We start from the raw sequence: 23,227 nt of genomic DNA on the forward strand, positions 1-23,227 counted from the left end.
GCTTTCATTTAGGGGATATAAAAAAGTGGTAAGTCAACTCTAATACGAAAGGAAGGGAGTATCACATGTCAGCATTTGTCAGCGAAATCATCGGTACGATGCTACTCGTCTTGCTCGGTAACGGTGTCGTCGCCGGCGTCGTCCTCCGCCACTCGAAAGCCGAGAACGGCGGCTGGATCGTCATCACGTTCGGTTGGGGTCTCGCCGTTATGGTCGGGGTGTACGCCGCAGGTATTTACGGAGGTGCGCACATCAACCCGGCCGTCACGATCGGACTCGCCACGAGCGGGGTATTTCCATGGGCCGATGTGCCACTGTATATCCTTGCCCAGCTCATCGGGGCGTTCATCGGGGCTTGCCTCGTCTACGCGCACTACAAACCGCACTACGACGCGACCGAAGACCAAAGCGCGAAACTTGCGACGTTCTCGACCATTCCAGCGATCCGGAACACACCGTTCAACTTGATCTCAGAGATCATCGGGACGTTCGTCCTTGTCTTCGCGTTACTGTCGTTCGGCGCCAACACGTTCGCCGACGGGTTGAATCCACTCGTCGTCGGTTTCTTGATCGTCTCGATCGGTCTCTCGCTCGGTGGAACGACCGGTTATGCGATCAACCCGGCCCGTGACCTTGGACCGCGGATCGCGCATACGATACTCCCGATTAAAAACAAAGGGACGTCCGACTGGGGCTATTCATGGATTCCAGTCATCGGACCGATCATCGGCGCTGTCATCGCCGCGTTGCTCTATGGTATCCTCGTCCCATAATCACCCTAACTTCTAAGGAGGCACATTCATATGGACAAAGAAAAACGGTATATTTTAGCAATCGACCAAGGTACGACCAGTTCACGGGTCATCATCTTCGACCACGACGGCAAGATCGTCACGACCGCTCAACGCGAGTTCAAGCAGTACTTCCCGAAACCAGGCTGGGTCGAGCATAACGCCAACGAGATTTGGGGTTCGGTCCTCGCCGTCATGGCCGAGGCGTTCGGTTCGGCCGACATCGACCCGAAAGAAATCGCGGCCATCGGCATCACGAACCAACGGGAGACAACAGTCGTCTGGGAGAAGTCGACCGGTAGACCTGTCTACAACGCCGTCGTCTGGCAATCGCGTCAGACTGCCGGCATCTGTGACGAATTGAAAGCAGCGGGCCATGCGGATTTGTTCCGTGACAAAACCGGCCTCTTGATCGATGCTTACTTCTCGGGGACGAAAGTGAAATGGATCCTCGACAACGTCGAAGGCGCCCGTGAGAAAGCGGAAGCGGGAGACTTGTTGTTCGGAACGATCGACACGTGGCTCATCTGGAAGCTCTCGGGCGGTCTCGCGCACGTCACCGACTACTCGAACGCGTCACGGACGCTCATGTACAACATCTACGAGCAGAAGTGGGACGATGAGTTGCTCGACATCCTCACCGTACCGAAGTCGATGCTGCCTGAAGTCAAGCCATCGAGTGAAGTATACGCCCACACGATCCCGTACCACTTCTTCGGGTTCGAAGTCCCGATCGCCGGCGCGGCCGGTGACCAGCAGGCCGCCTTGTTCGGCCAAGCCTGCTTCGAGTCAGGCGAAGGGAAGAACACATACGGAACGGGTTGCTTCATGCTTATGAACACGGGAGAAGAAGCCGTCAAGTCGGACCACGGTCTGTTGACGACGATCGCCTGGGGCTATAACGGAAAAGTCGAGTACGCGCTCGAAGGATCGATCTTTGTCGCCGGATCGGCCATCCAGTGGCTCCGTGACGGGATGCGTATGCTCAAGTCGGCGAAAGATACGGAACAGTATGCGAACCGTGTCGACACGACCGACGGGGTCTACGTCGTCCCGGCCTTCGTCGGACTCGGTGCCCCGTATTGGGACTCGGACGTCCGAGGCGCCATCTTCGGGCTCACCCGCGGTACGGAAAAAGAACACTTCGTCCGGGCGACGCTCGAATCGCTCGCCTATCAGACACGCGACGTCTTGACGGCGATGGAGCAAGATTCCGGCATCGCATTGAAGACGCTCCGCGTCGACGGTGGTGCGGTCAACAACGACTTCCTCATGCAGTTCCAAGCGGACATCTTGAACGTACCGGTCGAACGTCCGGAAGTGAGTGAGACGACGGCGCTCGGCGCCGCCTACCTCGCCGGACTCGCCGTCGGGTTCTGGAAAGACCAGAACGAGATCAAGCAGCAATGGAAACTCGACCATCAGTTCGAACCGAACATGGATGAAACGCATCGTGAAGAGCTCTACAAAGGCTGGCAACACGCCGTCGAAGCGACAATGGGCTTCAAACCATCAAAACTTGAAGTCTAAACACAAGCAAGGGAGCATCCGCGACGGATGCTCCCTTTTATAATTTCCGTAAGCGCAAGCGCGGGCTCATCGGTTCCCCGACGAACAAGATCCCGAGCTCGTGCGGGTCGGCCTCATACATCGCCCGTTGCACGAAGCGGATATCCCCGTTCAAGTTGAGCACTTCGAGCTTGATGTACGGCTTATGGAGTTGAAGCGCCTCATAAAAGCTGCTCCCTCCGGTGATGACCGTACCGTTCACTTTGTAGATCGACTCACCTGGAACGAGCTGCATCGTCTCCCCCGGCGAACCCGGAAGCGTATCGATGATGACCGCCCCGCGGTTCCCGTTCAGGAAGACCGGTGTCGTGCCGCGATTCTCGCGTTTGATGAGCTGCAAGGCGAACTCGTACAAGACGAACAGACCGATCAACACATAAGCGACGTACGGGACGTCGAGGACGTACGACCCGGCAAACAGGCCGAGCGCGACCACTGCGAGCAAACCGCGATACAGGCTCAAGCGGCCGAGCAGCGTTCCCGGCAGTGCCCCGGTCGATAGCAGGCTGACCCCGATCGGGATCGGCAAGATGACCGGCACCGAGAAGTCGAGCCCGAACGAAGGCGGTAAAAAGACGATGAGCGGAAAGAACCAAATCCGCTTGACGACGTGTCCACCGATGAACTGGCCGCGCTTCGACAAGATGAGCGTCGGTGACGTCTCTTTGGTTCCGTTCCAACGAAGGAGGATCGCTTCGGCGAGCGTGACGATGCCGAACACGAGCGCATACACCGGCCACTCGACGTCGGCGAGCCGGTCGACCCAATCCGTGAGCCCCGCGAGCGAGACAACGTCACGCAGACTGATGACCACGAGCATGATCAGGAACGGAAACGCCGGACTCATGAAGCGCGGATGCATCGTCAAGACGATCAGGGCGTAGAGGACGGTGAACGTGATGACCCACTCGAAGTTGACCGTCGTCTCGAGCAAGACGGTCGCTACCGTTCCGAGGACCGCGAGCAACAGACTCGGCCACACAAAGTGGCGCCAATCTGACTTTGGCGAGCGTCGGCGCGACCGGAACATGCTTCGCTCTCGTTTAATGCGCGTCATAGATATGTAAGCGAGGGCGACGAACGTCGCCCAGAGCAGCGGACTACCTAACAAGGTCAACAAAGCGGTAAAACTCATTCGTAGAACGTCCACACTTGTCCAATCCTTTCCCTAATCCTTATTTTGCGGCTTCTTCAAGTGCCCGGTTCAACTGGGCATCGTTCGCCTCGTCTTGGATGACTTCAAGCAACCGTGACTCGAGCGCGGACGCTGTCGCTTCATTGACGACCCCGTCCTCCGCCAAGTTGTTGTCGGCTTGGAAGTCCGAGACCGCCTGTGCCATCGTGTCACCAAAGTAACCCGGCTGACCGCCCGGCGCGTAACCGATCCCGGTCAACACCGTATGCAGGTTCGACACCGTCTCGCCGTAGTCCCCGACTTCGAGCGCATCCTCTTCCGCGAGGATGCGGTTGACCCCGAAGTAATCCGGTTGATCGACCTCAACGTCAGGCTCGATACCCGTCTCGTTGATCCAGTTGCCGTCCGGTGTGAGCCATTTGCTCGTCGTCAGCTTCAAGTTGCTGCCGTCTTCCAAGTCGAACGCCGTCTGGACGACGCCTTTCCCGAACGTCGCATTGCCGATAATCGTCGCACCGGCGCCTTCTTTGAGCGCACCGGCCAAAATCTCGGACGCCGAGGCCGAGCCTTCGTTCGTCAAGACGAACAAATTGTACGGCTTCGCCTCACGGGCGCGTCCGTTTTGGGATTGACGTTCGCCGTCGGCGTTCTCGATCTGAACGACCGGCTTGTCCGTCGGGACGAACCCTTCGGTCATCGCGATGACGGCCGGCAAGAGACCACCCGGGTTACCGCGGACGTCGATGATCAAGCTATCGATATTCTCTGCTTCGAGCGTCTCGAGCTGCTCTAAAAACTCATCGGCCGTCGGCTCTGAGAACTGGGTCACTTCGAGATAGCCAATCTTTTTGCCGTCCTGCTCTTTCACTTCCGAGTAAACCGTCTCGATCGGGATCGTATCCCGTGTGATCTCGTAGTCGGCCTCTTGCCCGCCGCGACGGATCATCAGCGTGACAACAGTTCCTTTTTCGCCACGGATGAGCTGGACCGCCTCTTCGACGGCCATCCCTTCGATCGATTCGCCGTCGACCGCGGTGATGATATCCCCTGGGCGAAGACCTGCCGCCTCGGCTGGTGCGCCTTTGATTGGAGCGACAATCAAGATGTCTTCTCCTTTCTTCTCCAAAGTCGCGCCGATTCCTTCAAAGCTCGACTCGATCGAGTCGGTGAACTGTGACGTTTCTTCCGCGTCGAGGAAGTCCGAGTACGGGTCATCGAGCGCTGCCGTCATACCGTCAAGGGCACCGGTCAACAAGTCTTCTTCCGAGATGTCCTTTAGCGAGTGCGTCTCGATCAAGCTGCGGACTTGTTCGACCTTGTCCCAACCTTCTGCTTTCGGTTGGATCGGTAACCTCGTATCGGTGAACGCCATCGTCGCCAGGCCTGCACCGGCCCCTGCCACGAACGTCGCGCCGGCGAGTAGTCCTGCGGTTGTGTTTTTCACGGGTAAGTCCCTCATTTCTTTTTGTCGGTCTTTCATCCAGTATAGCAAAAACTTCAGAAAAACGGACGCGTTCCACATATTTGGGACGCGTCCGTCTGTCAGTAGCCGATATAAGGGCCCGGGTCGACCGCATTTGGTTGCCCGGGTGCCCACTCCCCACGGTGGAGCTCGAAGTGGAGATGCGGTCCCGTCGACCAGCCCGTGTTGCCGAGCGTACCGACCGTCTGGCCCGCCCCGATCGACTGGCCGGCCGCTACCGTGATCGAATCTAAATGACCGTAAACGGTCGTCCAGACTTGCCCGCTCACGACGTGCGAGACGAAGACGACGTTGCCGTAACCGGTCGCTTCAGCCGCCTTGATGACGATACCTGGGGCGGCCGAGACGATCGGTGTGCCGGTCGCGTTGACGATATCGATGCCGCGGTGCGATTCCGGCGCCCCGGTCAGCGGGTTCTCCCGCGGTCCGAATCGGCTCGACACGTAACCCGACACCGGGCGCAAGAACGTACTGACCGGAGCCGTGACGGTTTTCGGTTCCGCTGCTGGCGGTGCCTGTGGTGTCACGGTTTCTTGATTCGCTTCGGCTCGTGCCGCTGCTTCGGCCCGTGCTCGCGCTTCTGCGGCGGCTTTTGCCTCGGCCTCTTGTTTCGCGCGAGCCTCGGCTTCCGCTTGTTCCCGTTCAGCCGTCGCGATCGCGTCGAGCTGACTGGCGATGATGCGGCGCTGTTCGTTCATGAGCGCCTGTTCTTCGCCACGGGTCATCCGTTCGAGCTCGAGCAGTTCGACCTGCTCGTTTAGTTCCGAGAGAAGCACATGTTTCTCTGCGGCCGCTTGATCGAGCGCTTGTTTCGGACGACGAGCTCGCGCTCTTTTTGTTTGACGAACGACAGCTGTGTCCGTTGCGTCGCCTCGAGCGTCTCGAGGCGCTCGACTTCATGCATATAGCTATGTATGAGGTCCCGGTCTTGCTCCGCGATCGTCTGTGCGGTCATGAGCCGCGTCACGAAATCCCCGAACGAGCGGGATTCGAACACGACTTGGAGATAAGACCGGTCCTCGTGTATTTGAAGCACACGAAGACGCTCACTAAGGAGCGCCTTCTGGCCTTCAAGATACTGCCCTTGGGCAGCGAGTTGTTGGCGGGTCGCCTCGAGCTCTGAGCGCGCCGCGTCCGCTTCGACTTGCTGGACGGCGATCTGTTCACTTAAGCCCTCGAGACGTTCATTGACGGCACGAACCTCGGTTGAGACCGCGTCGCGCTGTGCCTCGGTGACTTCGAGCTCGGCGTCCGTCTCGACTTGCGCTTTTTTAGACTGCTCCAATTGATTGGATAGACGATCTTGTCGTTCTTTCAACGTCTCTTTCTCCGTCGCCATGACCGGCGCGGCGAGTAGCGTCAAACTTAATCCAAGCGCAAGCGAACGTTTCATCCGCCAATTCCTCCTCCTATTTAAATTAAACTTTTAAGAATCGACCGAGCGATGTCGTCGATCCCCAGATCCCGATGAACGCACCGAGCGCAAGCAAGACGAGCGAGACTTGCGTCGTGAGTACCGATGGATCGATCAATTTAAATATATCACTATTCAGTTGATCTAGCGATGGTTGTAAAGCACCATATGCGACGTCATAGCCGAAATAAATGACCGCGATCGGGATGAGCGCGCCGAGCACACCGAGCAGAAGTCCCTCGATGAAGAATGGCCAGCGGATAAAGCTGTTTTTCGCTCCGACGAGACGCATGATCTCGATTTCGCGACGGCGTGAGAAGATCGTCATCTTGATCGTGTTCGAGATGAGGAACATCGCCATGAGCGTGAGTCCGACGATCAACACGAGTCCACCGATGCGGATCCCGTTGAAGAAGGCGAACATCTTATCGATATAGTCCTGACCGTACGTGACCTTATCGACGTTTTCGAGTGACTGGACCGCGTCGGCGACCGTCTCCGTGTTAAGCGGGTCTGATGCTTTGACGATGTAGCGGTCATGGAGCGGGTTGTCTTTCTCGACCGTTCCATACGCGTTGGCGTCTTCCCCGAGCTGGTTGCGGAAGTTTTCGAGTTCCTCCTCTTTCGAGCTGAACGTCACCGAGGCGACGCCCGGGATCTGTTCTAAGTTCTCGCCTAGCTTCTCGACGTTCGCTTCCTCCGCTGTCCGTGTGACGAACACTTGGATCTCGACGTCGTTCTCGACGTTCTCTGAGATCTCGTTGACATTGAACATGACGAGGGCGAAGACGCCGACGAGTAACAAGGTGATGGTGACGGCACTGATGGCCGCAAACGACATCCAACCGTTGCGAAGCGTCCCTTTGAACCCTTCGCGTAAATGGCGTAGCCCACTTTTAAATATCATAGCCATATGCTCCTTTCTCTTCATCGCGGACGACTTTGCCATTTTCGATCGCGATGACGCGATGACGGATCTTATCGACGATGTCACGGTTATGTGTCGCCATGACGATCGTCGCCCCGCGGCGATGGATCTCTTGGAATACTTCCATGATGCCCCATGCCGTATCCGGGTCTAAGTTGCCGGTCGGCTCGTCGGCGATGATGAGCTTCGGCTTGTTTACGATGGCGCGGGCGATCGAGACACGTTGCTGTTCGCCACCCGACAGTTCGTCCGGATAGTTACGTGCCTTATGTTTAAGTCCGACTAAGTTCAAGACGTCCATGACTTGCTTACGCATCGTACCTGTGTCGGCCTGAACGACTTCGAGGGCGAACGCGACGTTCTCATACACCGTCAATGAAGGGAGCAGCTTATAATCTTGGAAGATGACGCCGAGCTGGCGGCGTAGTTTCGGGACGTGACGGTTTTTTAATTTCCCGACGTCGATCCCATCGATCAACAGTTGACCGTTCGACGGCTTCTCCTCCCGATAAATCATTTTCATGAACGTCGATTTCCCGGCGCCGGATGGTCCGACGACGTATAAAAATTCGCCGTCTTCGATCTTCAAATCGAGGTCGTCGACTGCGACGACACCGTTTGGATATACTTTACTAACTTTTTGCATCGAGATCATAACGTATTCCCTACCCTTTTTATAAATTTTTCATGCATCTATGACGAGTGTATAGTTGTTTAGTAAGTGAATATTTTCGCCTAGCCTCAGTTCTACACGATAACTAGTGATTCTGTCAAGGCACCGTCCAAGTTTCTTAACGGGTCAAGATTCATCAGATTCAGTAGTAGGAGCGCCTACAATTATAACAACCAGAATTTTAAATAACCATTACAGGATTGTTTCAGTTCGATTGAGTTCGGTGGGAAATTGTTGGATTGAACGTCCGTTTCACGTTGCAGTCACATTTGGTGAAACGCACATTCAAATAGGCACTCGCCGGGGCGAGTGCCTATGTTCAATCGTTCCGTTTATCGGTCGGACGTTTTTTCAACGCGTCGAACAACATCGCAAAATACCACATGCCAACGTTCGTCGTCATGGCGCCGACAGCAACAGGACGAACGCACCGATGAACGGCGACCAATCCAAACCACGGAATGCAAAAAACCACGGTTATCCCGTGGTCTTGATCCTTATTTCTTGTCGGCGAGCCAAGCCGCGACCGCTGTGATCTCTTCGTCGTCCTCGATCACGTTCGCAGGCATCGTGCCTTGTCCGTTTCGAATAATGTTCTCGATATCTTCAGCTGAGAGGCGGGCACCGACGTCCGTCAATGCCGGACCGCTCATGCCTTCCAAGTTCGCGCCGTGACAGGCTGCACAGTTTTGGGCGTATACCGCTTCCGCGTCGACCGAAGCCGTGTTCGAGCCCGTATCCCCATTGCTTGTCGTTTCTTCTTCATCGCCGCCGCCGCACGCACCGAGCGTGAGCATGGCGCCGAGGCCGATGGCCATCATCCACTTCTTCATATAGGGTTCCCCTCCTAAGTTGTAGAAATTGCCTACATTATCCATTATAACCGTTTTGACAAGGCCTTTAACCTAATCTCACGAAAAGTACACAAAGATTCCACATCTCACGGGACGTTGCTATACCGTTTATCTGAGGTGAAACCTTGGCCCATCACCTCGTGCGCCTCGCTGAAGATGAGGAACGCGTCGGGGTCGATGCGGCGGATCAGGTCTCTCAACCGGCTCACCTCGTTCTGACGGACGACGACGAGGAGCATCGGCCGGTCGAGACGCGAATAGGCGCCGATCGCCTGGATCTCGGTCGCGCCCCGGTCGAGCTCGTCGAAGACGGCGCGCGTGATGACGTCACGCTTGTCCGAGATGACATACGCCATCTTGTCTTGCGTGAAGCCGAGCTGGACGAAGTCGATCATCTTGATCGTGATGTACAAGGCGATCAGCGCGTACAGTCCCGTCGTGAACGAGAACGTGACGGCCGCGACGACCACGACGGTCCCGTCGAGGATGGCGATACAGAGATAGAGCGGGATGTGGGTGAACTTATGTAGGATCTGGGCGAGTAAGTCCATCCCACCGGTCGAGGCCCGGCCACGGAAAATGAGTCCGAGGCCGATCCCGACACCGACGCCGCCGAACACGGCCGCGAGCAACGTATCGTCGACCGCCGCGCCCGCACCGATCGCTTCATAAAACAAGATCACACCTGGTAAGAAGATCGAGCCGACGAGCGATTTGACGCCGAAGCCGAGCCCGAGGATCATCCAGCCGACGAGGAGGAGCAACACGTTCGAGACGAGCTGGAACGCCCCCGGCGAGATGCCGAACAGCTCGTACGTGATGATCGAGATCCCACTGACGCCGCCCGAGGCGATGTTGTTCGGGAACAGGAACAGACTGAACGCCGAGGCGACGAACACGGAACCGGTCAATAAGTAAATATAGTCTTTGACGATTTGCTTCATTAAAGAAATTCTCCTCTACATACAACGTGGCCCAAAGACGGACGTCTTTGAGCCACATGCATCACATATTTGTCTTACGGAGGTAAGCGTCGATGAAGCCCATGATGTCTCCATCCATGACGCCGCTCGTGTTCCCGACTTCATAACTCGTGCGGTGGTCTTTGACCATCGCATACGGGTGGAAGACGTATGAACGGATCTGGCTGCCCCAGCCGATGTCTGTCTTCTCACCGCGGATCTCGTCGAGCTTGCGTTGCTGCTCATCGAGTTCGCGCTGGTACAGTTTCGCCTTGAGCATCTTCATCGCCGCTTCACGGTTCTTGATCTGCGAACGCTCGGCCTGACATGCGACGACGACACCCGTCGGCACGTGCGTGATCCGGACGGCCGAGTCGGTCGTGTTGATGTGCTGACCGCCGGCGCCCGAGGCGCGGTACGTGTCGATGCGGAGGTCTTCGGTTCTGATATCGATTTCGATATCGTCATCGAATTCCGGCATGACGTCGCACGAGACGAACGACGTATGGCGGCGGCCTGACGAGTCGAATGGCGAGATCCGGACCAAGCGGTGGATCCCTTTCTCCGCTTTCAAGTAGCCGTAGGCGTTATGCCCGACGATGCGGAGCGTGACCGACTTGACGCCGGCCTCCTCGCCCGCGAGGTAGTCGACCGTCTCGACTTTCCAACCTTGTTTGTCCGCGAAACGCTGATACATGCGGAGGAGCATCGAGGCCCAGTCTTGCGACTCGGTACCGCCCGCACCCGGGTGCAGCTCGAGGATGGCGTTGTTCGTGTCATACGGTCCGTTCAAGAGGATCTCGAGTTCGAACGCGTCGAAGTCGGCCTTGAGCGCCATGACCATCTCTGAGAGATCACCTTGCATCTCGGCGTCCGGTTCTTCCTTGATGAGTTCGAGCGTAACTTCGCCGTCCTCGTGACCGTCCGCGAGCTCTTGATACTTGTCGACCATCGCTTTGAGCGCGTTCGACTCGTCGATGACTTTTTGTGCCTTCTCTTGGCTGTCCCAGAAGTCTGGGTACGTCATCTCGTTCTCGAGCTCGGCGATGCGCGCCTGTTTCTCCGTTAAGTTGAGCGATTGTCTGTAATTTTCGAGGCGTTTTGCCATCGCCTCGAGTTCGTTCCGAATATCTGAAATTTCCATAGTGAGATTCACCTTTCCGTAGGAAAGAGGCGAGCAGGCTCGCCTCTTCAAAAATTAAGCTTGTTGTTTGCCGTGACAGTTTTTAAACTTCTTGCCTGAACCACACCAGCACGGGTCGTTGCGCCCGAGGCGTTGGTCTTCTGAACGGCGGACCGGTTTTTTCTTCACCGGTGCGTCGTCCTTGCCAGACACCGCCACTTCCTCCTCGACGACTTTCTCGCGTCGGAGGTTGTCGCCGACCTCGGCACGGAGCACGAAGCCGGTCACTTCTTCCGAGATGGCCGCGTTCATCGCGTCAAACATGCTGACGCCTTCCGCCTGATACTCACGGAGCGGGTCGTTCTGTCCGTAAGCACGCAAGTGGATACCTTGACGAAGCTGGTCCATATGGTCGATGTGCGCCATCCAGTGCGAATCGACGGCACGGAGCACGATGATCTTCTCGAACTCGTTGAACCGTTCCGGCGGTGCGAGTTGACGTTTCGCCTCATATTGGGCGTTCGTCCGCTCAAGCAACAGCTCAGTGATCTCCTCGCGTTCTTTGCCGTAGAAGTCTTTCCCGGCGACCGCGTTCTCGAGGGCGAGCGTCTGGTTGGCCCAGTGCGCCAGCTCGTCGATGTTCCATTCTTCCGGCACGAGTTCGAGCGGCGTGTATTGCGCGACGCCCATCTCGACCGTCTCACGGATCATCGAGCGGACGATATCGGTGACCGATTCGTTCTCGAGGATGCTGGCCCGGTCTTTATACATGACTTTCCGTTGGTCGGCCATGACGTTGTCGTAACCGAGCAACTGTTTACGGGCATCATAGTTATTGCCTTCGACACGTTTTTGGGCCGACTCGACCGCTTTCGAGACCATGCGGCTCTCGATCGGTTGCGTGTCGTCCATGCCGAGGCGCTCCATCATGCTCTGGAGGCTGTCGGTCCCGAAGCGGCGCATGAGCTCATCTTCGAGTGACAAGTAGAACTGCGATTTACCCGGGTCGCCTTGACGCCCGGCCCGACCGCGGAGCTGGTTGTCGATCCGACGCGACTCGTGGCGCTCGGTACCGACGATGTAAAGACCGCCGAGCCCGATGACACCTTCGCCGAGCTTGATGTCGGTTCCGCGTCCAGCCATGTTCGTCGCGATTGTGACCGAACCTTTTTGTCCGGCGTTCTCGACGATTTCGGCTTCACGGGCGTGGTTTTTCGCGTTCAAGACTTCGTGTTTGATCTTCTTCTTCGTGAGCAGCTTGCTCAAATACTCAGACGTCTCGACGGCGACCGTACCGACGAGGACCGGTTGTCCGGTCGCGTGCGCCGAAGCGATCTCTTCGACGACGGCTTTGAACTTGCCTTCCATCGACTTGAAGATGAGGTCGGAACCGTCTTCACGCACGATCGGCTTGTTCGTCGGGATCGTGACGACTTGCATGTTGTAGATGTTACGGAACTCTTCTTCCTCCGTCTTCGCCGTACCGGTCATCCCGGCCAGCTTCTCATACATCCGGAAGTAGTTTTGGTACGTGATCGTCGCGAGCGTCATCGATTCCCGTTGAATCTCGACGCCTTCTTTCGCCTCGATCGCCTGGTGCAGACCTTCCGAGTAGCGGCGTCCGTCCATGACCCGACCTGTGAACTGGTCGATGATCATGACTTGGCCGTCGCGGATCATATAGTCGACGTCATGATGCATGACGGCGTTCGCACGCAATGCGAGCCCGACGTGGTGGTTGACCGAGACGTGCTCGATCGCGAACAAGTTGTCGATGCCGAAGAACTTCTCGGCGAGGTCGACCCCTTTGTCCGTGAGTAACACCGATTTCGTCTTCACGTCGACCGTGTAGTCGTCTTCGAGCTTGAGCGTCCGGACGAACGCGTCGGCACGTGTGTACAATTCGGTCGATTTTTGGGCCGACCCTGAGATGATGAGCGGGGTCCGCGCCTCATCGACGAGGATCGAGTCGACTTCATCGACGATCGTGTAGTAGAGCTCACGCTGAACACGGTCTTCCTTATAAAGGACCATGTTGTCACGCAAGTAGTCGAACCCGAGTTCGTTGTTCGTCGAGTACGTGATGTCACAGTTGTACGCCGCCTGCTTCTCGACGCGGTCCATGTTCGAGACGTTCAGTCCGACCGAGAGGCCGAGCGCGAAGTAGAGCGGTTCCATGAGTTCTTTATCACGTTTCGCCAAATATTCGTTGACCGTCACGACGTGTACGCCACGGCCAGTCAGGGCGTTCAAGTAAACCGGGAGCGTCGCGACGAGCGTCTTCCCTTCACCGGTCTTCATCTCGGCGATGTCGCCGTTATGGAGCACATAGCCCCCGATGAGCTGGACGCGGTAGTGACGCATGCCGAGCACGCGTTCTGACGCCTCGCGACAGACCGCGAACGCTTCCGGAAGGATATCGTCAAGCGTTTCCCCTTTATCCAGACGCTCACGGAATTCGACAGACTTCGCCTGAAGTGCTTCGTCAGACAACGCCTTCGTCGGCTCAGCGAATGACTCGACTAAGTCGGCCGCTTTTTCTGCTTTTTTCAATACTCGTTTCTGTGGAGCAAATAAATCTTTCAAAAAGTTCGCCATACGTTTTATCTCCTCTGCACTCAGTCAAAAATGCATGTTTTTTCCCTAATGTACAGTTTAACCGAAGTGACCCACGCTTTCAAGGAAAGGCAAAACGAAACGGCCCTCCAAGTCGGAGGGCCGTGTGAATTCAAAGTTAGATTATTCAGGTTCGATCAAGCCGTATTTACCGTCTTTACGACGATAGACGACGTTCGTGTTCCCGGTCTCCGCGTCTGAGAAGACGAAGAAACTGTGACCGAGCATGTCCATTTGAAGGATCGCTTCTTCCGTGTCCATCGGCTTGAGCGTGAATCGCTTCGTCCGCACGAGTTCGAGTTCTGCCTCGTCCTCATCGTACGCAGGAATGTCTTCAGAACCTTCGAGTGATTTGAAATACTCGCCGATCCCGCCTTCTTTGGCGCGTCCTTTACGGTTGAGCTTTGTTTTGTGTTTACGGATTTGACGTTCCAATTTGTCGACGACGAGGTCGATTGCCGCGTACATATCGAGGTTGGTTTCCTCAGCGCGAAGCAATAAGTTCGTCATCGGGATCGTCACTTCTACTTTTTGCTTTTCGTTGTACACTTTCAAGTTGACGTAAGCCGTCTGTGCATCCGTAGGAGTTGTGAAATACCGAGTCAACTTCTCCAGCTTTTTCTCGACATAGTCTTTGATGGCTGGTGTGACTTCAATGTTTTCGCCGCGAATGTTATAAATCATCTGAACTCCTCCTTAAAATAACCGCTTGAACCAATGATTCGTCATTTTGGACCGAATCTCCTGCCTCATTTCTTAAAAAGATCTTAAAAAGAAAGCGGAAGCGGGTGGCTCATATATAGTATACCCCGAATTCAGTTTATTTGAAAACGTTATCATCAGAAAATAATGACAATTTTGTTCCGATGCTCACGCCTGCAATCGAATCGGTTGTATAAAAAGAAGTTACCCGTTATCGCCGTTTTTAAACTCGTTTTCTTAAGAGAAAAATACTATGTAGACAAAACAAAAAACCGACTTCACGAGGAAGCCGGTTCACGGTTTGAAATTATAATTTTACAACGTTAGCCGCTTGTGGGCCGCGTTCGCCATCTACGATTTCAAACTCAACTTCTTGACCTTCGTCAAGAGCTTTGTAGCCGTCAGTTTGGATTGCTGAGAAGTGTACGAAAACGTCTTTGCCGCCTTCTACCTCGATGAAACCAAAACCTTTTTCTGAGTTAAACCATTTTACTTTACCTACCATGTGCAAATCCATTCCTTTCACCATTGAAGAATACAGAGGCTTTCCCTCTAATTGCTATATTACCACCTTATCGGTCACGATACAAACATTTTTTACTTTTTTGTAAATGAATCGTCTTTTGGCTTACATTGGAATTATATTTCCCTACTTTTCATATTGGCTTATTGAATTTACATTTTTTGTGATATATCATGGAAGAGATGATTTAGGTTTGTGCTTTTTTGAATATCGGCCGATCCTGAAAATCTAATACGAGGAGGATGGTGCAGCGTATGCGCCCCTACTATTCCGAGGAAAAATATCGCATCACGAAGCGAACCGTGGCGATCTTGCCTTGCTTTGACATGATGAAGCAATCGCGGATCATTCTCGAGGACGGCAGCGAGATCTCGACCCCGCTCCGGCCGTACCAGTTGCTGCAGCTCTCTTGCCGCCAGTACAACAGCTCGATCGAGGAACGGATCTTCGTCGCCAAACGCGTCGCCGGGGTCAAAGGCAAAGTGCCGGTCGTCATCGAACCGACGACGGGACTCGTCTTCTTCCCGACGAAATCACCGAAACGTGAAGATTGCGAATGGTACGCCTGGTCCCACATTCGGGACATCGTGACTGTCGAGGGTGCCCCGAACGGCGTGATCGTCACGAAAGACGGTCACCGCATCCAGACGAACGCGACCGCGTACGTCTTAAAAAACCAGATCAAAGCGACCGGCGAATTGGTCGCCCGGTTCCAACAACTGAACATGAGCCCTGCGCTCGAATCTTGACCTGCCTTCCGTCGTTTGACGGGAGGTTTTTTTATGGGGATTTTGCTTCACTTTTTGAAAAAGAGGTCGATATATTGGTCGAGGTGACAACTATGCAAATCCAAGCGCAACTCGCTACAACCGTAGCCGCGAACGCGGGTGTCCAGATGAACCGCGTCTATAAAGCTGAAATCGTCAAGCAGACCGGTCCTGACACGGCCATCGTCAAGGTCGGCGGCGAACAAGTCGAGGTCACGTTCAAGGACGGGCTACCGAAGACGAACCCGTTCCAACTGACGCTCGTCGAAGAGGACGGGGTGTTGCTCGGGACCGTCGTCGTCAAACCGGAAACGGAGACGGCGGACGCACCGGCGCAAGGGACGAAATCTGAGACGAAAGTCGATACGAAAATCCAAGCGCTGCTCGCATCGCTCCCGCCCGAGGTACGGAGCGCCGTCAGCCGCTTGATCCAATCGGGACGCCTGCCGCTGAACGAGGACACGGTCCGCTTGCTCGAGACCGTCTTCAAAGGTGACATGCGCGATGCCGTCTTGTTCTTGCGCACGATGGACGCCCCCGTCGTCAAACCGGACGTCGCCCGTGACATCGCGGTCGCTTCATTAGATGAAGCGAAACGTCAACTGAAGGTACCGGCACCGGACGCACCGTACCCGCAAAAAGAGCGTTACGTCGAACTCGTCAACTTGTCGCGTCCGGCCACAGAACGGGTCACACCGACACCGGAGACGGTCGACCGGCTGATCAAAGAACTCCCGGCCGCACCACCCGCCCGCCCCGAACCGAGGGAAGCCTTGCCACCCGTAGGCGGACGTCAAGTCGTGGTCAAGGAAGTGACGACGCATCTCGCTGCCGTGACGAACACGTTCCGCGCAGAACAGGCGACCGTGACGAAACAGCTCGGACAAGTCGCGGCCCTCGTCGAATCGAAGCCGCATTTGGCCCGCCCTGCCTTAGAGACGGTCGGGACGCGTCTGACGCAGCTCATCCAAAAGACGGACGCCTTGTTACATACCGACGCTAGGCAAGAGAAAGCACTCGTCGCGATGACGGCGAAGCTCGACGTCGCCTTGTCACTGTTGTCGACGAAGCCTGCCGAGAGTGCCGCCCTCATTAAAGACGTGCGCACGGCGTTGAACGAGTTCCGCTACGTGCCGAACCAGGTCCGCGTCGAATACATCCCGCATGGCGCCACTCGTGCTGGTGAGGTCCACGTGACACCGCTCCGCCTTGACGCCAACCTGTCAGGCCGCCACGTCCAAGAGACGGCGCAGCGCGTCCAGACCGCTTCACAACAGGCGCAAGCACAAACGTCGCAAGCCGTTCAGGCGTCAGCCTTATCGGTTCGTTCCGAAGCGGCATCTCCGGAAGCGGCGCGCCTCGCCTCGTTCTTCCAAGTCCAACAGACGATCAACCGGCTCGACGGCGGGCAGCTCCATCAGCTCCTGCTCGCCCTGCCGGCGAAAGTCCAGGAGATCGATACCGGCATCCACGTCCACATCCAAAACCGGGAAGCCGGCGACGTCGTCGATTGGGAGAACAGTGTCCTCTACATCCGGCTCGAGACACCTCGCTTAGGCGAGATCGGCGTGAAAGTCGAAGCACTCGACCGCAACCTCCGGCTCACACTCGAACATGATGACCCGACGGTCGAACGGATCGCTCGGCCGCTGCTCGGCAAGATCGAGACGACGCTCGAAGCGATCGGCTACCGGAGCGTGACGACCCAGTTCCGCCCGCTGACGAAAGCCGAGAAAGTCGAAGTCGAACCAGAGCGCACGCCGACGACCGGCTATGACTTTAGAATCTAGGAGGCCCTTATGTATCAACGCATGGATTTGACGAAACGCAAGACGGCCGCCGTCGTCCGTTATGACGAGACGACCGACCGGGCCCCGATCATCGTTGCCCGCGGCACAGGTGCCGTCGCCGACAAGATTTTGGAAGAGGCACGCTCGCGCGGTGTGGCCATCGAGCACGACCATTCGCTCCTCGGCCACCTGCTCGACCTTGACCTCGGGGATGCCATCCCGCCGGAACTATATGACGTCATGGCCGAAGTGCTGCTTTTAATAGAAGAACTTGACTCGATCAAAGGAGAACAATCATGAATTCGAACCGATTATATGAAATGAGCCCGGAGGAGTTGACGCAAGCGATGCTCCACGCGCTCACCTACCATTACGAGACCGCGCTGACCGCGACGATCGCCGAGCGCAACCGTCATCTGCGCCAAGCGCGCGAACTGCTCGCTAAACTGTACCAAGGACTTCATGACGGCGGCGGCATCATCTCGGCCCAGCTCGAGGAAGTGTATTTGTATATGGCGAAAGGCAGCCTCGAGGCGCTGATCGAACAAGACTTAGGTAAAATCGAAGAGCTCCACGCGCTCGCGACCGACTTAGAGATGACGTGGGACGAGGCCATCGAAAAGGCCCGGCTCCAACCCGCACACGTAGGAGGAAACCGTTATGAAAATTACCAATAACATTCAAGCGTTGAAAGCCTATACGTCGCTGTCGCTCAACCAGACGACGATGAAGAAGACGATGGACCGCCTCTCGAGCGGCGTCCGCATCAACAAAGCTTCGGACGACGCGGCCGGGCTCGCCATCTCTGAGAAGATGCGGATGCGCCTCGACTCGTTGTCGATGGCCGAGCGCAACACGCTCGACGGCATCTCGCTCACGCAGACGCTCGAAGGCGGCATGAACGAGACGCACTCGCTCCTACAGCGCATGCGCGAACTGTCGGTCCAAGCTGCGAACGGGACGTTGAGCCCGGACGACACGAAAGCGATCCAAGAAGAGATCAACGCGCTGACAGAAGAAGTATCCCGCATCGCCGAGACGACCGAGTTCAACTCGAAGAAGATCATGAACGGTGACTATATCGAGGGGTACGAGACACTCTTCTTCCAACTCGGGGCCGGCAGCGGTGAAGGCGTCGTCTTGAACGTCGCCGATATGCGCGCGGAAGCGCTCGGCATCGACGGGCTCGACGTCATGACGCAAGCCGGTGCGAGCGACGCCATCGCCAAGTTCGATAAAGCGATCAACGACGTCTCCCTCGAACGCTCGAAGCTCGGGGCTATCCAAAACCGTTTAGAAGCGAACATCGGTGTCGTCACGATCGGTTCAGAGAACTTGACCGCGTCTGAGTCACGCATCCGCGACGCCGACATGGCCCGCGAGATGATGGACTTCGCCCGCCTCAACATCTTGAACCAGTCCGGCATGGCGATGATCGCCCAGTCGAACGCGTTGCCGCAAGGCGTGTTACAATTATTGAACTAACTTACAGAAAGGACGAGGCCTGATGGACATTCGTCGAATTATGGAGACCCAGTCGCTTCACGGCGCGGGCAAAGCCAAGCGTCCTGACGCGGAACCCGGCGTCTCGTTCCAGAACGTGATTGGACAAAAACGGGAAGATCGCGAATACGAGCGCTTCCAGCGCCAAATCGCGGCCATTCACGATCAAGGTGAGCTCCTCGCCGAGAGCCAGACGGTCGAGTCGCTCACCGAATATAAACGATTGATCAAAGACTTTATGAAAGACGCCGTTGACGCGGCGCTCAGCCTCGAAGACAAACGCGGGTTCAACCGCCGGGGCCGAGCCAAGATCTATAAGATCGTCGAGCAGGTCGACCAGAAACTGCTCGCACTGACGGACCAGGTCATCTCGGGGGAAGCGTCACGTCTGTCGCTCCTCGACCAAGTCGGTGAGATCCGCGGACTTCTCGTCAACGTCTACGTATGAGGTGACGTATGGCTGAACATTTGTTTTCGAAAAAAGTGAAATGTCCGTACTGTTTGAAGGAAAGCGTGACACCGCGCATCTTGTCGCGCCACATCCGGCCGCAAGAAGTTGCGAAGGACGGCTATACGACGTATGACGGCGAGAACCCGTACTTGTATGAGCCAGCCGTCTGCAGCCATTGCCACCTCGTCTTCCACGACTCGTTCGATAAAGTCCGCAAAAATAACCGCGAGGCGCTCGAGACGAACTATTTGTCACGGATCAACCCGGAGACGCTCGAAGGTGACCGCACGCCTGAACACGTCATCCAACTGTACAAGTTCGCCGTCATGACGGCGCAGCTGAGCGGACAGAAACCGTCCGTCGTCGCCATGCTCGGGATGCGTCTCGTCTGGATGAATCGCTTGATCGGGAACGGGGCGGCCGAGAAGGAATGGATGCAGCGGACGCTCGACAAGTACAACGAGGTACAGGAAGTCTATACCGACCAGATCCGGACCGGCCTGCCGTACGATCAGCTCATGTTGCGGATCGCTGACTTGTCGGCCGCCCTCGGATTGTACGAGGACGCCCGGCGCTGGTACGGGATTTTGCTCGGCAGTAAGGAAGTCTCAGAACGGATCCGGACGCAAGCGAAGGATCATTGGGAAGACTTCCGGGCTGAGCACGCCTAAAAGGGAAAGCCGCGGCTTTCCCTTTTAGCATACAAAAAAACCGCGCTCATCCACTCACGGACAAACGCGATCGACCCTCTTAACGGATGAACCCCCAAACCGAAAGGAGATATGCGCGATCTGACTCGCGACAAAACCTAAACAGGGCACCCAAGAACCGATCACGCGGTGGCGTCTTGCACGGTTCTACTCCATTATAAATCGCATTTCGTTATTTTACTATTGTTTTCACCGAAGATTTTTCGGGGTATTGTTTATATGAATGAAAAGGAGGACGTTACATGTTTGAACAACGTTACGTGACAGAAGTACGCAGCATCTTCCAAGAACAGAAACAGCTCGCAGAAAGCGCGCTCAATCAAGTAAGTGATGACGACCTGCACCGTGTCCTCGCACCGGACACGCTCTCGCTCGCCGTCATCGTGCAACACATCTCGAACAATATGTTATCACGCTGGACCGACTTCTTGACGACGGACGGGGAGAAACCGGACCGGAACCGCGACGCCGAGTTCGAGGATCAACAGTTGTCCCGCACCGAGCTCATGGCGACGTGGGACGAGCGTTGGCAACTGCTTGACGACGTCTTGGCGAGCCTGACACCGGACGACATCGGCAAGACCGTGTTCATCCGTGGCGAGGAGAAGAGCGTCATCTGGGCGATCGAGAAGCAAGTCTCCCACTACAGCTATCACGTCGGCCAGATCGTCTACTTGGCGAAGATGTTCGCTGGAGAGACCTGGAACGTGTTGACGATCCCGTTGCCGCATCAGCGCTGACATGGCGGCGCGACTCGTCTTCCTCGCTTTTCTCGTCGTATCGACCGTGCTCCCGTTGTTCAGTTTTGACGGCTACTCGCTCGTCAGCAATACGACGAGCCACCTCGGTGCCCAATCCTCTCCACATGCTTGGGTCATGAACATGACGTTCATCACTCTCGGGGTCATGGCGGTGCTCGTCACGTTCACCACACGCGTCCGCTATCACCAAGTGTTCGGGGCGTTGTTTGGGACTAGCCTGTTGTTGACCGGCATCTTTCATCACGCGCCGTTGATGGACGGCGTCCCGGTCGATCTGTTTCATGACCAGGTGCATTCAGTCTTCGCGAATGCGACCGGTTTTACGTTCACACTCCTCGCGGCGGGGCACGGGTTCATGAGTCACGGCCGGCAACGCGTCGCCGGCTTTCTGTTGGCCGCCATCGCCGTCATCATCCCACTTTGCATGTGGCTGGCACCGGACTACATGGGGCTACTGCAGCGGGCCATGTTCATCAGTGCGTTTTGGTGGTTATTCTTTTATATGAAACCGGACGTCCAGAGATGAGGCTACGCTTCACGTCGCTCGGGTTTGGTGAACAGCCAGGAATCAGCTCGCTGCAAGCAGTCGCTATCGACGTTTGTAGCGGGTTTTCAATAGTGTGAAAAACCCAACATAGTGACCGTCATCATCAGGAAGACAATCTTCCTTCGCATAGGGAAGCAGACAGCCGATACACTTCTTTATAAAAGCGGTCCACATCTTACTCACGGCCATTCCCGTGAACGCAATCATTTTACGAATGCGAAAAGCGTACCGAGTCAATGCTCGGCACGCCATGCTCATTTCGTCACATCAATCGTGTATTCATAACGGTCCTCTGCAAGTTGCGCATAGTCCGCATCGAACGGTCCATCGACGACAAGTTTCAATTCGGTCAACTCTTCCGGCAGCGCCTTGACGAAGAAGAGCACGTTCCCTTCCTTCTTCACTTTGCCGAGGAACTCGCCACCGACGTCATCCGAGAACCACATGTCGGCCGTCACTTGCTCCCCTGTGTTCGTGACGAGCGTCGCTTGGTTCGGGTGGAAACTGACCGTGTCATCGCCCGTGTTTTCAACGATGGCATTGACGGCGACGACCGTCACCTCGTCTTGACCGTCAAACGAATCACGATACGCTTCCGCGACTTGGAGCCGTGACGTCTGCACTTTATCGATGGTAAACGTCAGTGAAGCGATCGTCTCTTGAATGTCGAGCGCTTTGTTCTTCATGTAGATCGTGTTCGTCCCGAGCTCACTGTCTTGCACTTCAGCCTCATCTTTCGTTTCCATTTCTTCTTGTGCAGCAGATTCTTTCGCTTCTTCTGCTACCGCGACTTCTTCTGTTTCGGTTGCCGTCGTTTTCAATTCGTCCACCTCCCCGCATCCGACAAGTAGCGCGAGTGGTAAGGCAAATAAGAATCCGTATCGTTTCATGTTCATTGAAAATCTCTCCTTTTGATGTGACGAGTGGTGGTTGATACAACGAGCATAACGGATTCATCCACCTGACCTTGGCAATAAAAAGTGATAGGTCTATACCCTGGAAAAATAAAAAACAAGGCTCGCAATTGAGCCTTGTTCGGTCTTGACATTTATCCTCGAGCTTTTAAATCTTCCTCTTCATACGGGTCAGGATTCTCCTCGATCGGCGCATCGTCCTCGACGTACGCCTCGAGTTTCGGGTCTCGTTCCACGTATTCATCGTACGCCCCTTCTGGACCGTAGACGAAGTAACGACGATCTTTCGATGACTTAGGCTTGACCTTTTTCTCACTCATCTCGTTTCCCTCCTCTTTCCAGAACAGAAGCAACGGGTATAGTGGTATTTACCCGATATTACAACAAAACAGACGTGTTTGCATCTTCGTCATTTGTTGAAACATTTATGTGTCTCTTTTCGTATGAGTAGGAACGACAACACGAAGGGACTGAACGCATGTTATTCAAAACAGGATTGATTCGAGGCAGTGTACTGCTTGCAGGCTTTCTCACCCTTGTCCTATGGCAGAACTTGAATGGCAACGACGGCGCGGCTCGCAGTTTTCTGTTTTATGTGGTCATCGCCTTTTTCCTCGGACTGACGAGTGTCATTTACCAAATCCACGATTGGAGCTTCTCGAAACAGATTCTCACCCATTATGGTGCGATGCATGTGACCGTATTACCGACTGCCTTGTTGAGCGGCTTCTATCCGTTGAACTCGTTCCAAGATCTACTCGACGTCTACATACAGTTTAATTTGACAGGGCTCATCTTATTTGCCGCCACATTCTTCATCTCAAAATTGCTAAGGTACCGAAAACCAACCAAAATAGACTGAATACAAAACGAGCCCGGGGCATTGATATGCTCCCCAATAAGTAGACAGATGAAATAACAAATCTGTTTATCTGATTGGGGAGTGTTTTTTTATGACGAGAAGTCGACATACGATCGAACAAAAACTGAGCGCGCTGCGCATGATGGATC

26 protein-coding genes are annotated in these 23,227 nt (G+C 55.5%); 12 read left to right on the forward strand and 14 right to left on the reverse strand.

All coding sequences use genetic code 11. The features are described from left to right. The first annotated feature begins 65 nt into the window (after window positions 1-65). Together EVJ28_RS03170 and glpK are read left to right on the forward strand one after the other, a co-directional pair. Window positions 66-773 (forward strand): MIP/aquaporin family protein, encoded by a 708-nt coding sequence (locus EVJ28_RS03170; RefSeq protein WP_131487985.1) that lies wholly within the window; start codon window positions 66-68, stop codon window positions 771-773. A 30-nt stretch (window positions 774-803) separates the two neighbouring features. Next, window positions 804-2,321, forward strand: a complete 1,518-nt coding sequence (gene glpK, locus EVJ28_RS03175) for a glycerol kinase GlpK (protein ID WP_131468778.1) — start codon at window positions 804-806, stop codon at window positions 2,319-2,321. A 37-nt stretch (window positions 2,322-2,358) separates the two neighbouring features. On the opposite strand, the gene EVJ28_RS03180 is transcribed toward glpK, so the two are convergent. The 12 genes from EVJ28_RS03180 to cspD all read right to left on the reverse strand — a co-directional run bounded on the left by EVJ28_RS03180 (window position 2,359) and on the right by cspD (window position 14,755). Further along, window positions 2,359-3,495, reverse strand: a complete 1,137-nt coding sequence (locus EVJ28_RS03180; RefSeq protein WP_131455809.1) for a PDZ domain-containing protein — start codon at window positions 3,493-3,495, stop codon at window positions 2,359-2,361. 40 nt (window positions 3,496-3,535) lie between these two features. Continuing rightward, window positions 3,536-4,939: a S41 family peptidase gene (locus EVJ28_RS03185; RefSeq protein WP_131487987.1), complete on the reverse strand. Its 1,404-nt coding sequence runs from the start codon at window positions 4,937-4,939 to the stop codon at window positions 3,536-3,538. 98 nt (window positions 4,940-5,037) lie between these two features. Further along, entirely contained in the window at window positions 5,038-5,754 is a 717-nt protein-coding gene (locus EVJ28_RS14265; RefSeq protein ID WP_236634019.1) for a M23 family metallopeptidase, read from the reverse strand. Beyond that, window positions 5,736-6,371, reverse strand: coding sequence for a PcsB-like coiled-coil domain-containing protein (locus EVJ28_RS14270; protein WP_236634020.1), 636 nt, complete (start codon window positions 6,369-6,371; stop codon window positions 5,736-5,738). Before EVJ28_RS14270 ends, EVJ28_RS14265 begins: the two co-directional genes overlap by 19 nt. Window positions 6,372-6,396: 25 nt before the next feature. Continuing rightward, a complete protein-coding gene (gene ftsX / locus EVJ28_RS03195; RefSeq protein ID WP_131455802.1) occupies window positions 6,397-7,299 on the reverse strand; it encodes a permease-like cell division protein FtsX in 903 nt (300 codons plus the stop codon). Beyond that, complete coding sequence (ftsE, locus tag EVJ28_RS03200; protein WP_131455800.1) at window positions 7,289-7,975, reverse strand: cell division ATP-binding protein FtsE; 687 nt, start codon at window positions 7,973-7,975, stop codon at window positions 7,289-7,291. Before ftsE ends, ftsX begins: the two co-directional genes overlap by 11 nt. Before the next feature lie 515 nt (window positions 7,976-8,490). Then, complete coding sequence (gene cccB / locus EVJ28_RS03205; RefSeq protein WP_131468772.1) at window positions 8,491-8,826, reverse strand: cytochrome c551; 336 nt, start codon at window positions 8,824-8,826, stop codon at window positions 8,491-8,493. Between the two features lie 107 nt (window positions 8,827-8,933). Further along, the gene (locus EVJ28_RS03210; protein ID WP_071397984.1) at window positions 8,934-9,791 is read right to left on the reverse strand and encodes a YitT family protein; all 858 of its coding nucleotides are present in this window, start codon (window positions 9,789-9,791) and stop codon (window positions 8,934-8,936) included. A gap of 61 nt (window positions 9,792-9,852) precedes the next feature. Beyond that, entirely contained in the window at window positions 9,853-10,953 is a 1,101-nt protein-coding gene (prfB, locus tag EVJ28_RS03215) for a peptide chain release factor 2 (protein WP_131487989.1), read from the reverse strand. Between the two features lie 54 nt (window positions 10,954-11,007). Further along, window positions 11,008-13,530, reverse strand: a complete 2,523-nt coding sequence (secA, locus tag EVJ28_RS03220) for a preprotein translocase subunit SecA (RefSeq protein WP_131455794.1) — start codon at window positions 13,528-13,530, stop codon at window positions 11,008-11,010. 141 nt (window positions 13,531-13,671) lie between these two features. After that, complete coding sequence (gene hpf, locus EVJ28_RS03225; RefSeq protein WP_016508657.1) at window positions 13,672-14,232, reverse strand: ribosome hibernation-promoting factor, HPF/YfiA family; 561 nt, start codon at window positions 14,230-14,232, stop codon at window positions 13,672-13,674. A gap of 325 nt (window positions 14,233-14,557) precedes the next feature. Beyond that, window positions 14,558-14,755 carry a cold-shock protein CspD gene (gene cspD, locus EVJ28_RS03230; RefSeq protein ID WP_035386012.1) on the reverse strand — a complete coding sequence of 66 codons (198 nt, stop codon included), beginning with the start codon at window positions 14,753-14,755 and terminating at the stop codon, window positions 14,558-14,560. A gap of 260 nt (window positions 14,756-15,015) precedes the next feature. Between cspD and EVJ28_RS03235 the strand changes: the two genes are divergently transcribed. The 9 genes from EVJ28_RS03235 (at window position 15,016) to EVJ28_RS03275 (ending at window position 21,281) form a co-directional block, all read left to right on the forward strand. Further along, complete coding sequence (locus tag EVJ28_RS03235; RefSeq protein WP_236633350.1) at window positions 15,016-15,522, forward strand: competence protein ComK; 507 nt, start codon at window positions 15,016-15,018, stop codon at window positions 15,520-15,522. Window positions 15,523-15,614: 92 nt separating this feature from the next. Further along, complete coding sequence (locus tag EVJ28_RS03240) at window positions 15,615-17,330, forward strand: hypothetical protein (RefSeq protein WP_236634021.1); 1,716 nt, start codon at window positions 15,615-15,617, stop codon at window positions 17,328-17,330. 9 nt (window positions 17,331-17,339) lie between these two features. Further along, window positions 17,340-17,630 (forward strand): EscU/YscU/HrcU family type III secretion system export apparatus switch protein, encoded by a 291-nt coding sequence (locus EVJ28_RS03245; protein WP_071397988.1) that lies wholly within the window; start codon window positions 17,340-17,342, stop codon window positions 17,628-17,630. Further along, complete coding sequence (locus EVJ28_RS03250) at window positions 17,627-18,007, forward strand: flagellar export chaperone FliS (protein WP_131487993.1); 381 nt, start codon at window positions 17,627-17,629, stop codon at window positions 18,005-18,007. The genes EVJ28_RS03245 and EVJ28_RS03250 overlap by 4 nt, the downstream gene beginning before the upstream one ends. Beyond that, a complete protein-coding gene (locus tag EVJ28_RS03255) occupies window positions 17,991-18,815 on the forward strand; it encodes a flagellin N-terminal helical domain-containing protein (protein ID WP_131487995.1) in 825 nt (274 codons plus the stop codon). The genes EVJ28_RS03250 and EVJ28_RS03255 overlap by 17 nt, the downstream gene beginning before the upstream one ends. Before the next feature lie 22 nt (window positions 18,816-18,837). Then, complete coding sequence (locus EVJ28_RS03260) at window positions 18,838-19,281, forward strand: YaaR family protein (RefSeq protein ID WP_016508634.1); 444 nt, start codon at window positions 18,838-18,840, stop codon at window positions 19,279-19,281. Window positions 19,282-19,289: 8 nt separating this feature from the next. Then, window positions 19,290-19,955, forward strand: a complete 666-nt coding sequence (locus tag EVJ28_RS03265; protein WP_131469833.1) for a DUF2225 domain-containing protein — start codon at window positions 19,290-19,292, stop codon at window positions 19,953-19,955. A 281-nt stretch (window positions 19,956-20,236) separates the two neighbouring features. Continuing rightward, window positions 20,237-20,734, forward strand: coding sequence for a DUF1572 family protein (locus EVJ28_RS03270; RefSeq protein ID WP_131487997.1), 498 nt, complete (start codon window positions 20,237-20,239; stop codon window positions 20,732-20,734). Between the two features lies 1 nt (window position 20,735). After that, entirely contained in the window at window positions 20,736-21,281 is a 546-nt protein-coding gene (locus tag EVJ28_RS03275) for a DUF998 domain-containing protein (protein ID WP_131487999.1), read from the forward strand. A 275-nt stretch (window positions 21,282-21,556) separates the two neighbouring features. Here the strand turns inward: EVJ28_RS03275 and EVJ28_RS03280 are convergent, their stop codons facing one another. After that, window positions 21,557-22,198, reverse strand: coding sequence for a DUF4352 domain-containing protein (locus EVJ28_RS03280; RefSeq protein WP_131488001.1), 642 nt, complete (start codon window positions 22,196-22,198; stop codon window positions 21,557-21,559). Between the two features lie 152 nt (window positions 22,199-22,350). Continuing rightward, a complete protein-coding gene (locus EVJ28_RS03285) occupies window positions 22,351-22,536 on the reverse strand; it encodes a hypothetical protein (protein ID WP_016508670.1) in 186 nt (61 codons plus the stop codon). A gap of 158 nt (window positions 22,537-22,694) precedes the next feature. Here EVJ28_RS03285 and EVJ28_RS03290 point away from each other — a divergent pair, with 158 nt between their 5' ends. Then, window positions 22,695-23,078, forward strand: a complete 384-nt coding sequence (locus EVJ28_RS03290) for a DUF3021 family protein (protein WP_131488003.1) — start codon at window positions 22,695-22,697, stop codon at window positions 23,076-23,078. The last annotated feature ends 149 nt before the right edge of the window (window positions 23,079-23,227 follow it).

Origin of the sequence: Exiguobacterium sp. SH3S3 (genome assembly GCF_004337115.1) — a bacterium.
Classification (GTDB): Bacteria; Bacillota; Bacilli; order Exiguobacteriales; family Exiguobacteriaceae; genus Exiguobacterium; species Exiguobacterium aurantiacum_A.

Bases quoted from the DNA above. Each gene is read 5' to 3' on its own strand.
- EVJ28_RS03170 (WP_131487985.1), top strand. From the start codon at position 66: ATGTCAGCATTTGTCAGCGAAATCATCGGTACGATGCTACTCGTCTTG.
- glpK (WP_131468778.1), top strand. From the start codon at position 804: ATGGACAAAGAAAAACGGTATATTTTAGCAATCGACCAAGGTACGACC.
- EVJ28_RS03180 (WP_131455809.1), bottom strand. From the start codon at position 3,495: ATGAGTTTTACCGCTTTGTTGACCTTGTTAGGTAGTCCGCTGCTCTGG.
- EVJ28_RS14270 (WP_236634020.1), bottom strand. From the start codon at position 6,371: ATGAAACGTTCGCTTGCGCTTGGATTAAGTTTGACGCTACTCGCCGCG.
- ftsX (WP_131455802.1), bottom strand. From the start codon at position 7,299: ATGATATTTAAAAGTGGGCTACGCCATTTACGCGAAGGGTTCAAAGGG.
- ftsE (WP_131455800.1), bottom strand. From the start codon at position 7,975: ATGATCTCGATGCAAAAAGTTAGTAAAGTATATCCAAACGGTGTCGTC.
- cccB (WP_131468772.1), bottom strand. From the start codon at position 8,826: ATGAAGAAGTGGATGATGGCCATCGGCCTCGGCGCCATGCTCACGCTC.
- EVJ28_RS03210 (WP_071397984.1), bottom strand. From the start codon at position 9,791: ATGAAGCAAATCGTCAAAGACTATATTTACTTATTGACCGGTTCCGTG.
- prfB (WP_131487989.1), bottom strand. From the start codon at position 10,953: ATGGAAATTTCAGATATTCGGAACGAACTCGAGGCGATGGCAAAACGC.
- secA (WP_131455794.1), bottom strand. From the start codon at position 13,530: ATGGCGAACTTTTTGAAAGATTTATTTGCTCCACAGAAACGAGTATTG.
- hpf (WP_016508657.1), bottom strand. From the start codon at position 14,232: ATGATTTATAACATTCGCGGCGAAAACATTGAAGTCACACCAGCCATC.
- cspD (WP_035386012.1), bottom strand. From the start codon at position 14,755: ATGGTAGGTAAAGTAAAATGGTTTAACTCAGAAAAAGGTTTTGGTTTC.
- EVJ28_RS03235 (WP_236633350.1), top strand. From the start codon at position 15,016: ATGGTGCAGCGTATGCGCCCCTACTATTCCGAGGAAAAATATCGCATC.
- EVJ28_RS03240 (WP_236634021.1), top strand. From the start codon at position 15,615: ATGCAAATCCAAGCGCAACTCGCTACAACCGTAGCCGCGAACGCGGGT.
- EVJ28_RS03245 (WP_071397988.1), top strand. From the start codon at position 17,340: ATGTATCAACGCATGGATTTGACGAAACGCAAGACGGCCGCCGTCGTC.
- EVJ28_RS03250 (WP_131487993.1), top strand. From the start codon at position 17,627: ATGAATTCGAACCGATTATATGAAATGAGCCCGGAGGAGTTGACGCAA.
- EVJ28_RS03255 (WP_131487995.1), top strand. From the start codon at position 17,991: ATGAAAATTACCAATAACATTCAAGCGTTGAAAGCCTATACGTCGCTG.
- EVJ28_RS03260 (WP_016508634.1), top strand. From the start codon at position 18,838: ATGGACATTCGTCGAATTATGGAGACCCAGTCGCTTCACGGCGCGGGC.
- EVJ28_RS03265 (WP_131469833.1), top strand. From the start codon at position 19,290: ATGGCTGAACATTTGTTTTCGAAAAAAGTGAAATGTCCGTACTGTTTG.
- EVJ28_RS03270 (WP_131487997.1), top strand. From the start codon at position 20,237: ATGTTTGAACAACGTTACGTGACAGAAGTACGCAGCATCTTCCAAGAA.
- EVJ28_RS03275 (WP_131487999.1), top strand. From the start codon at position 20,736: ATGGCGGCGCGACTCGTCTTCCTCGCTTTTCTCGTCGTATCGACCGTG.
- EVJ28_RS03280 (WP_131488001.1), bottom strand. From the start codon at position 22,198: ATGAACATGAAACGATACGGATTCTTATTTGCCTTACCACTCGCGCTA.
- EVJ28_RS03285 (WP_016508670.1), bottom strand. From the start codon at position 22,536: ATGAGTGAGAAAAAGGTCAAGCCTAAGTCATCGAAAGATCGTCGTTAC.
- EVJ28_RS03290 (WP_131488003.1), top strand. From the start codon at position 22,695: ATGTTATTCAAAACAGGATTGATTCGAGGCAGTGTACTGCTTGCAGGC.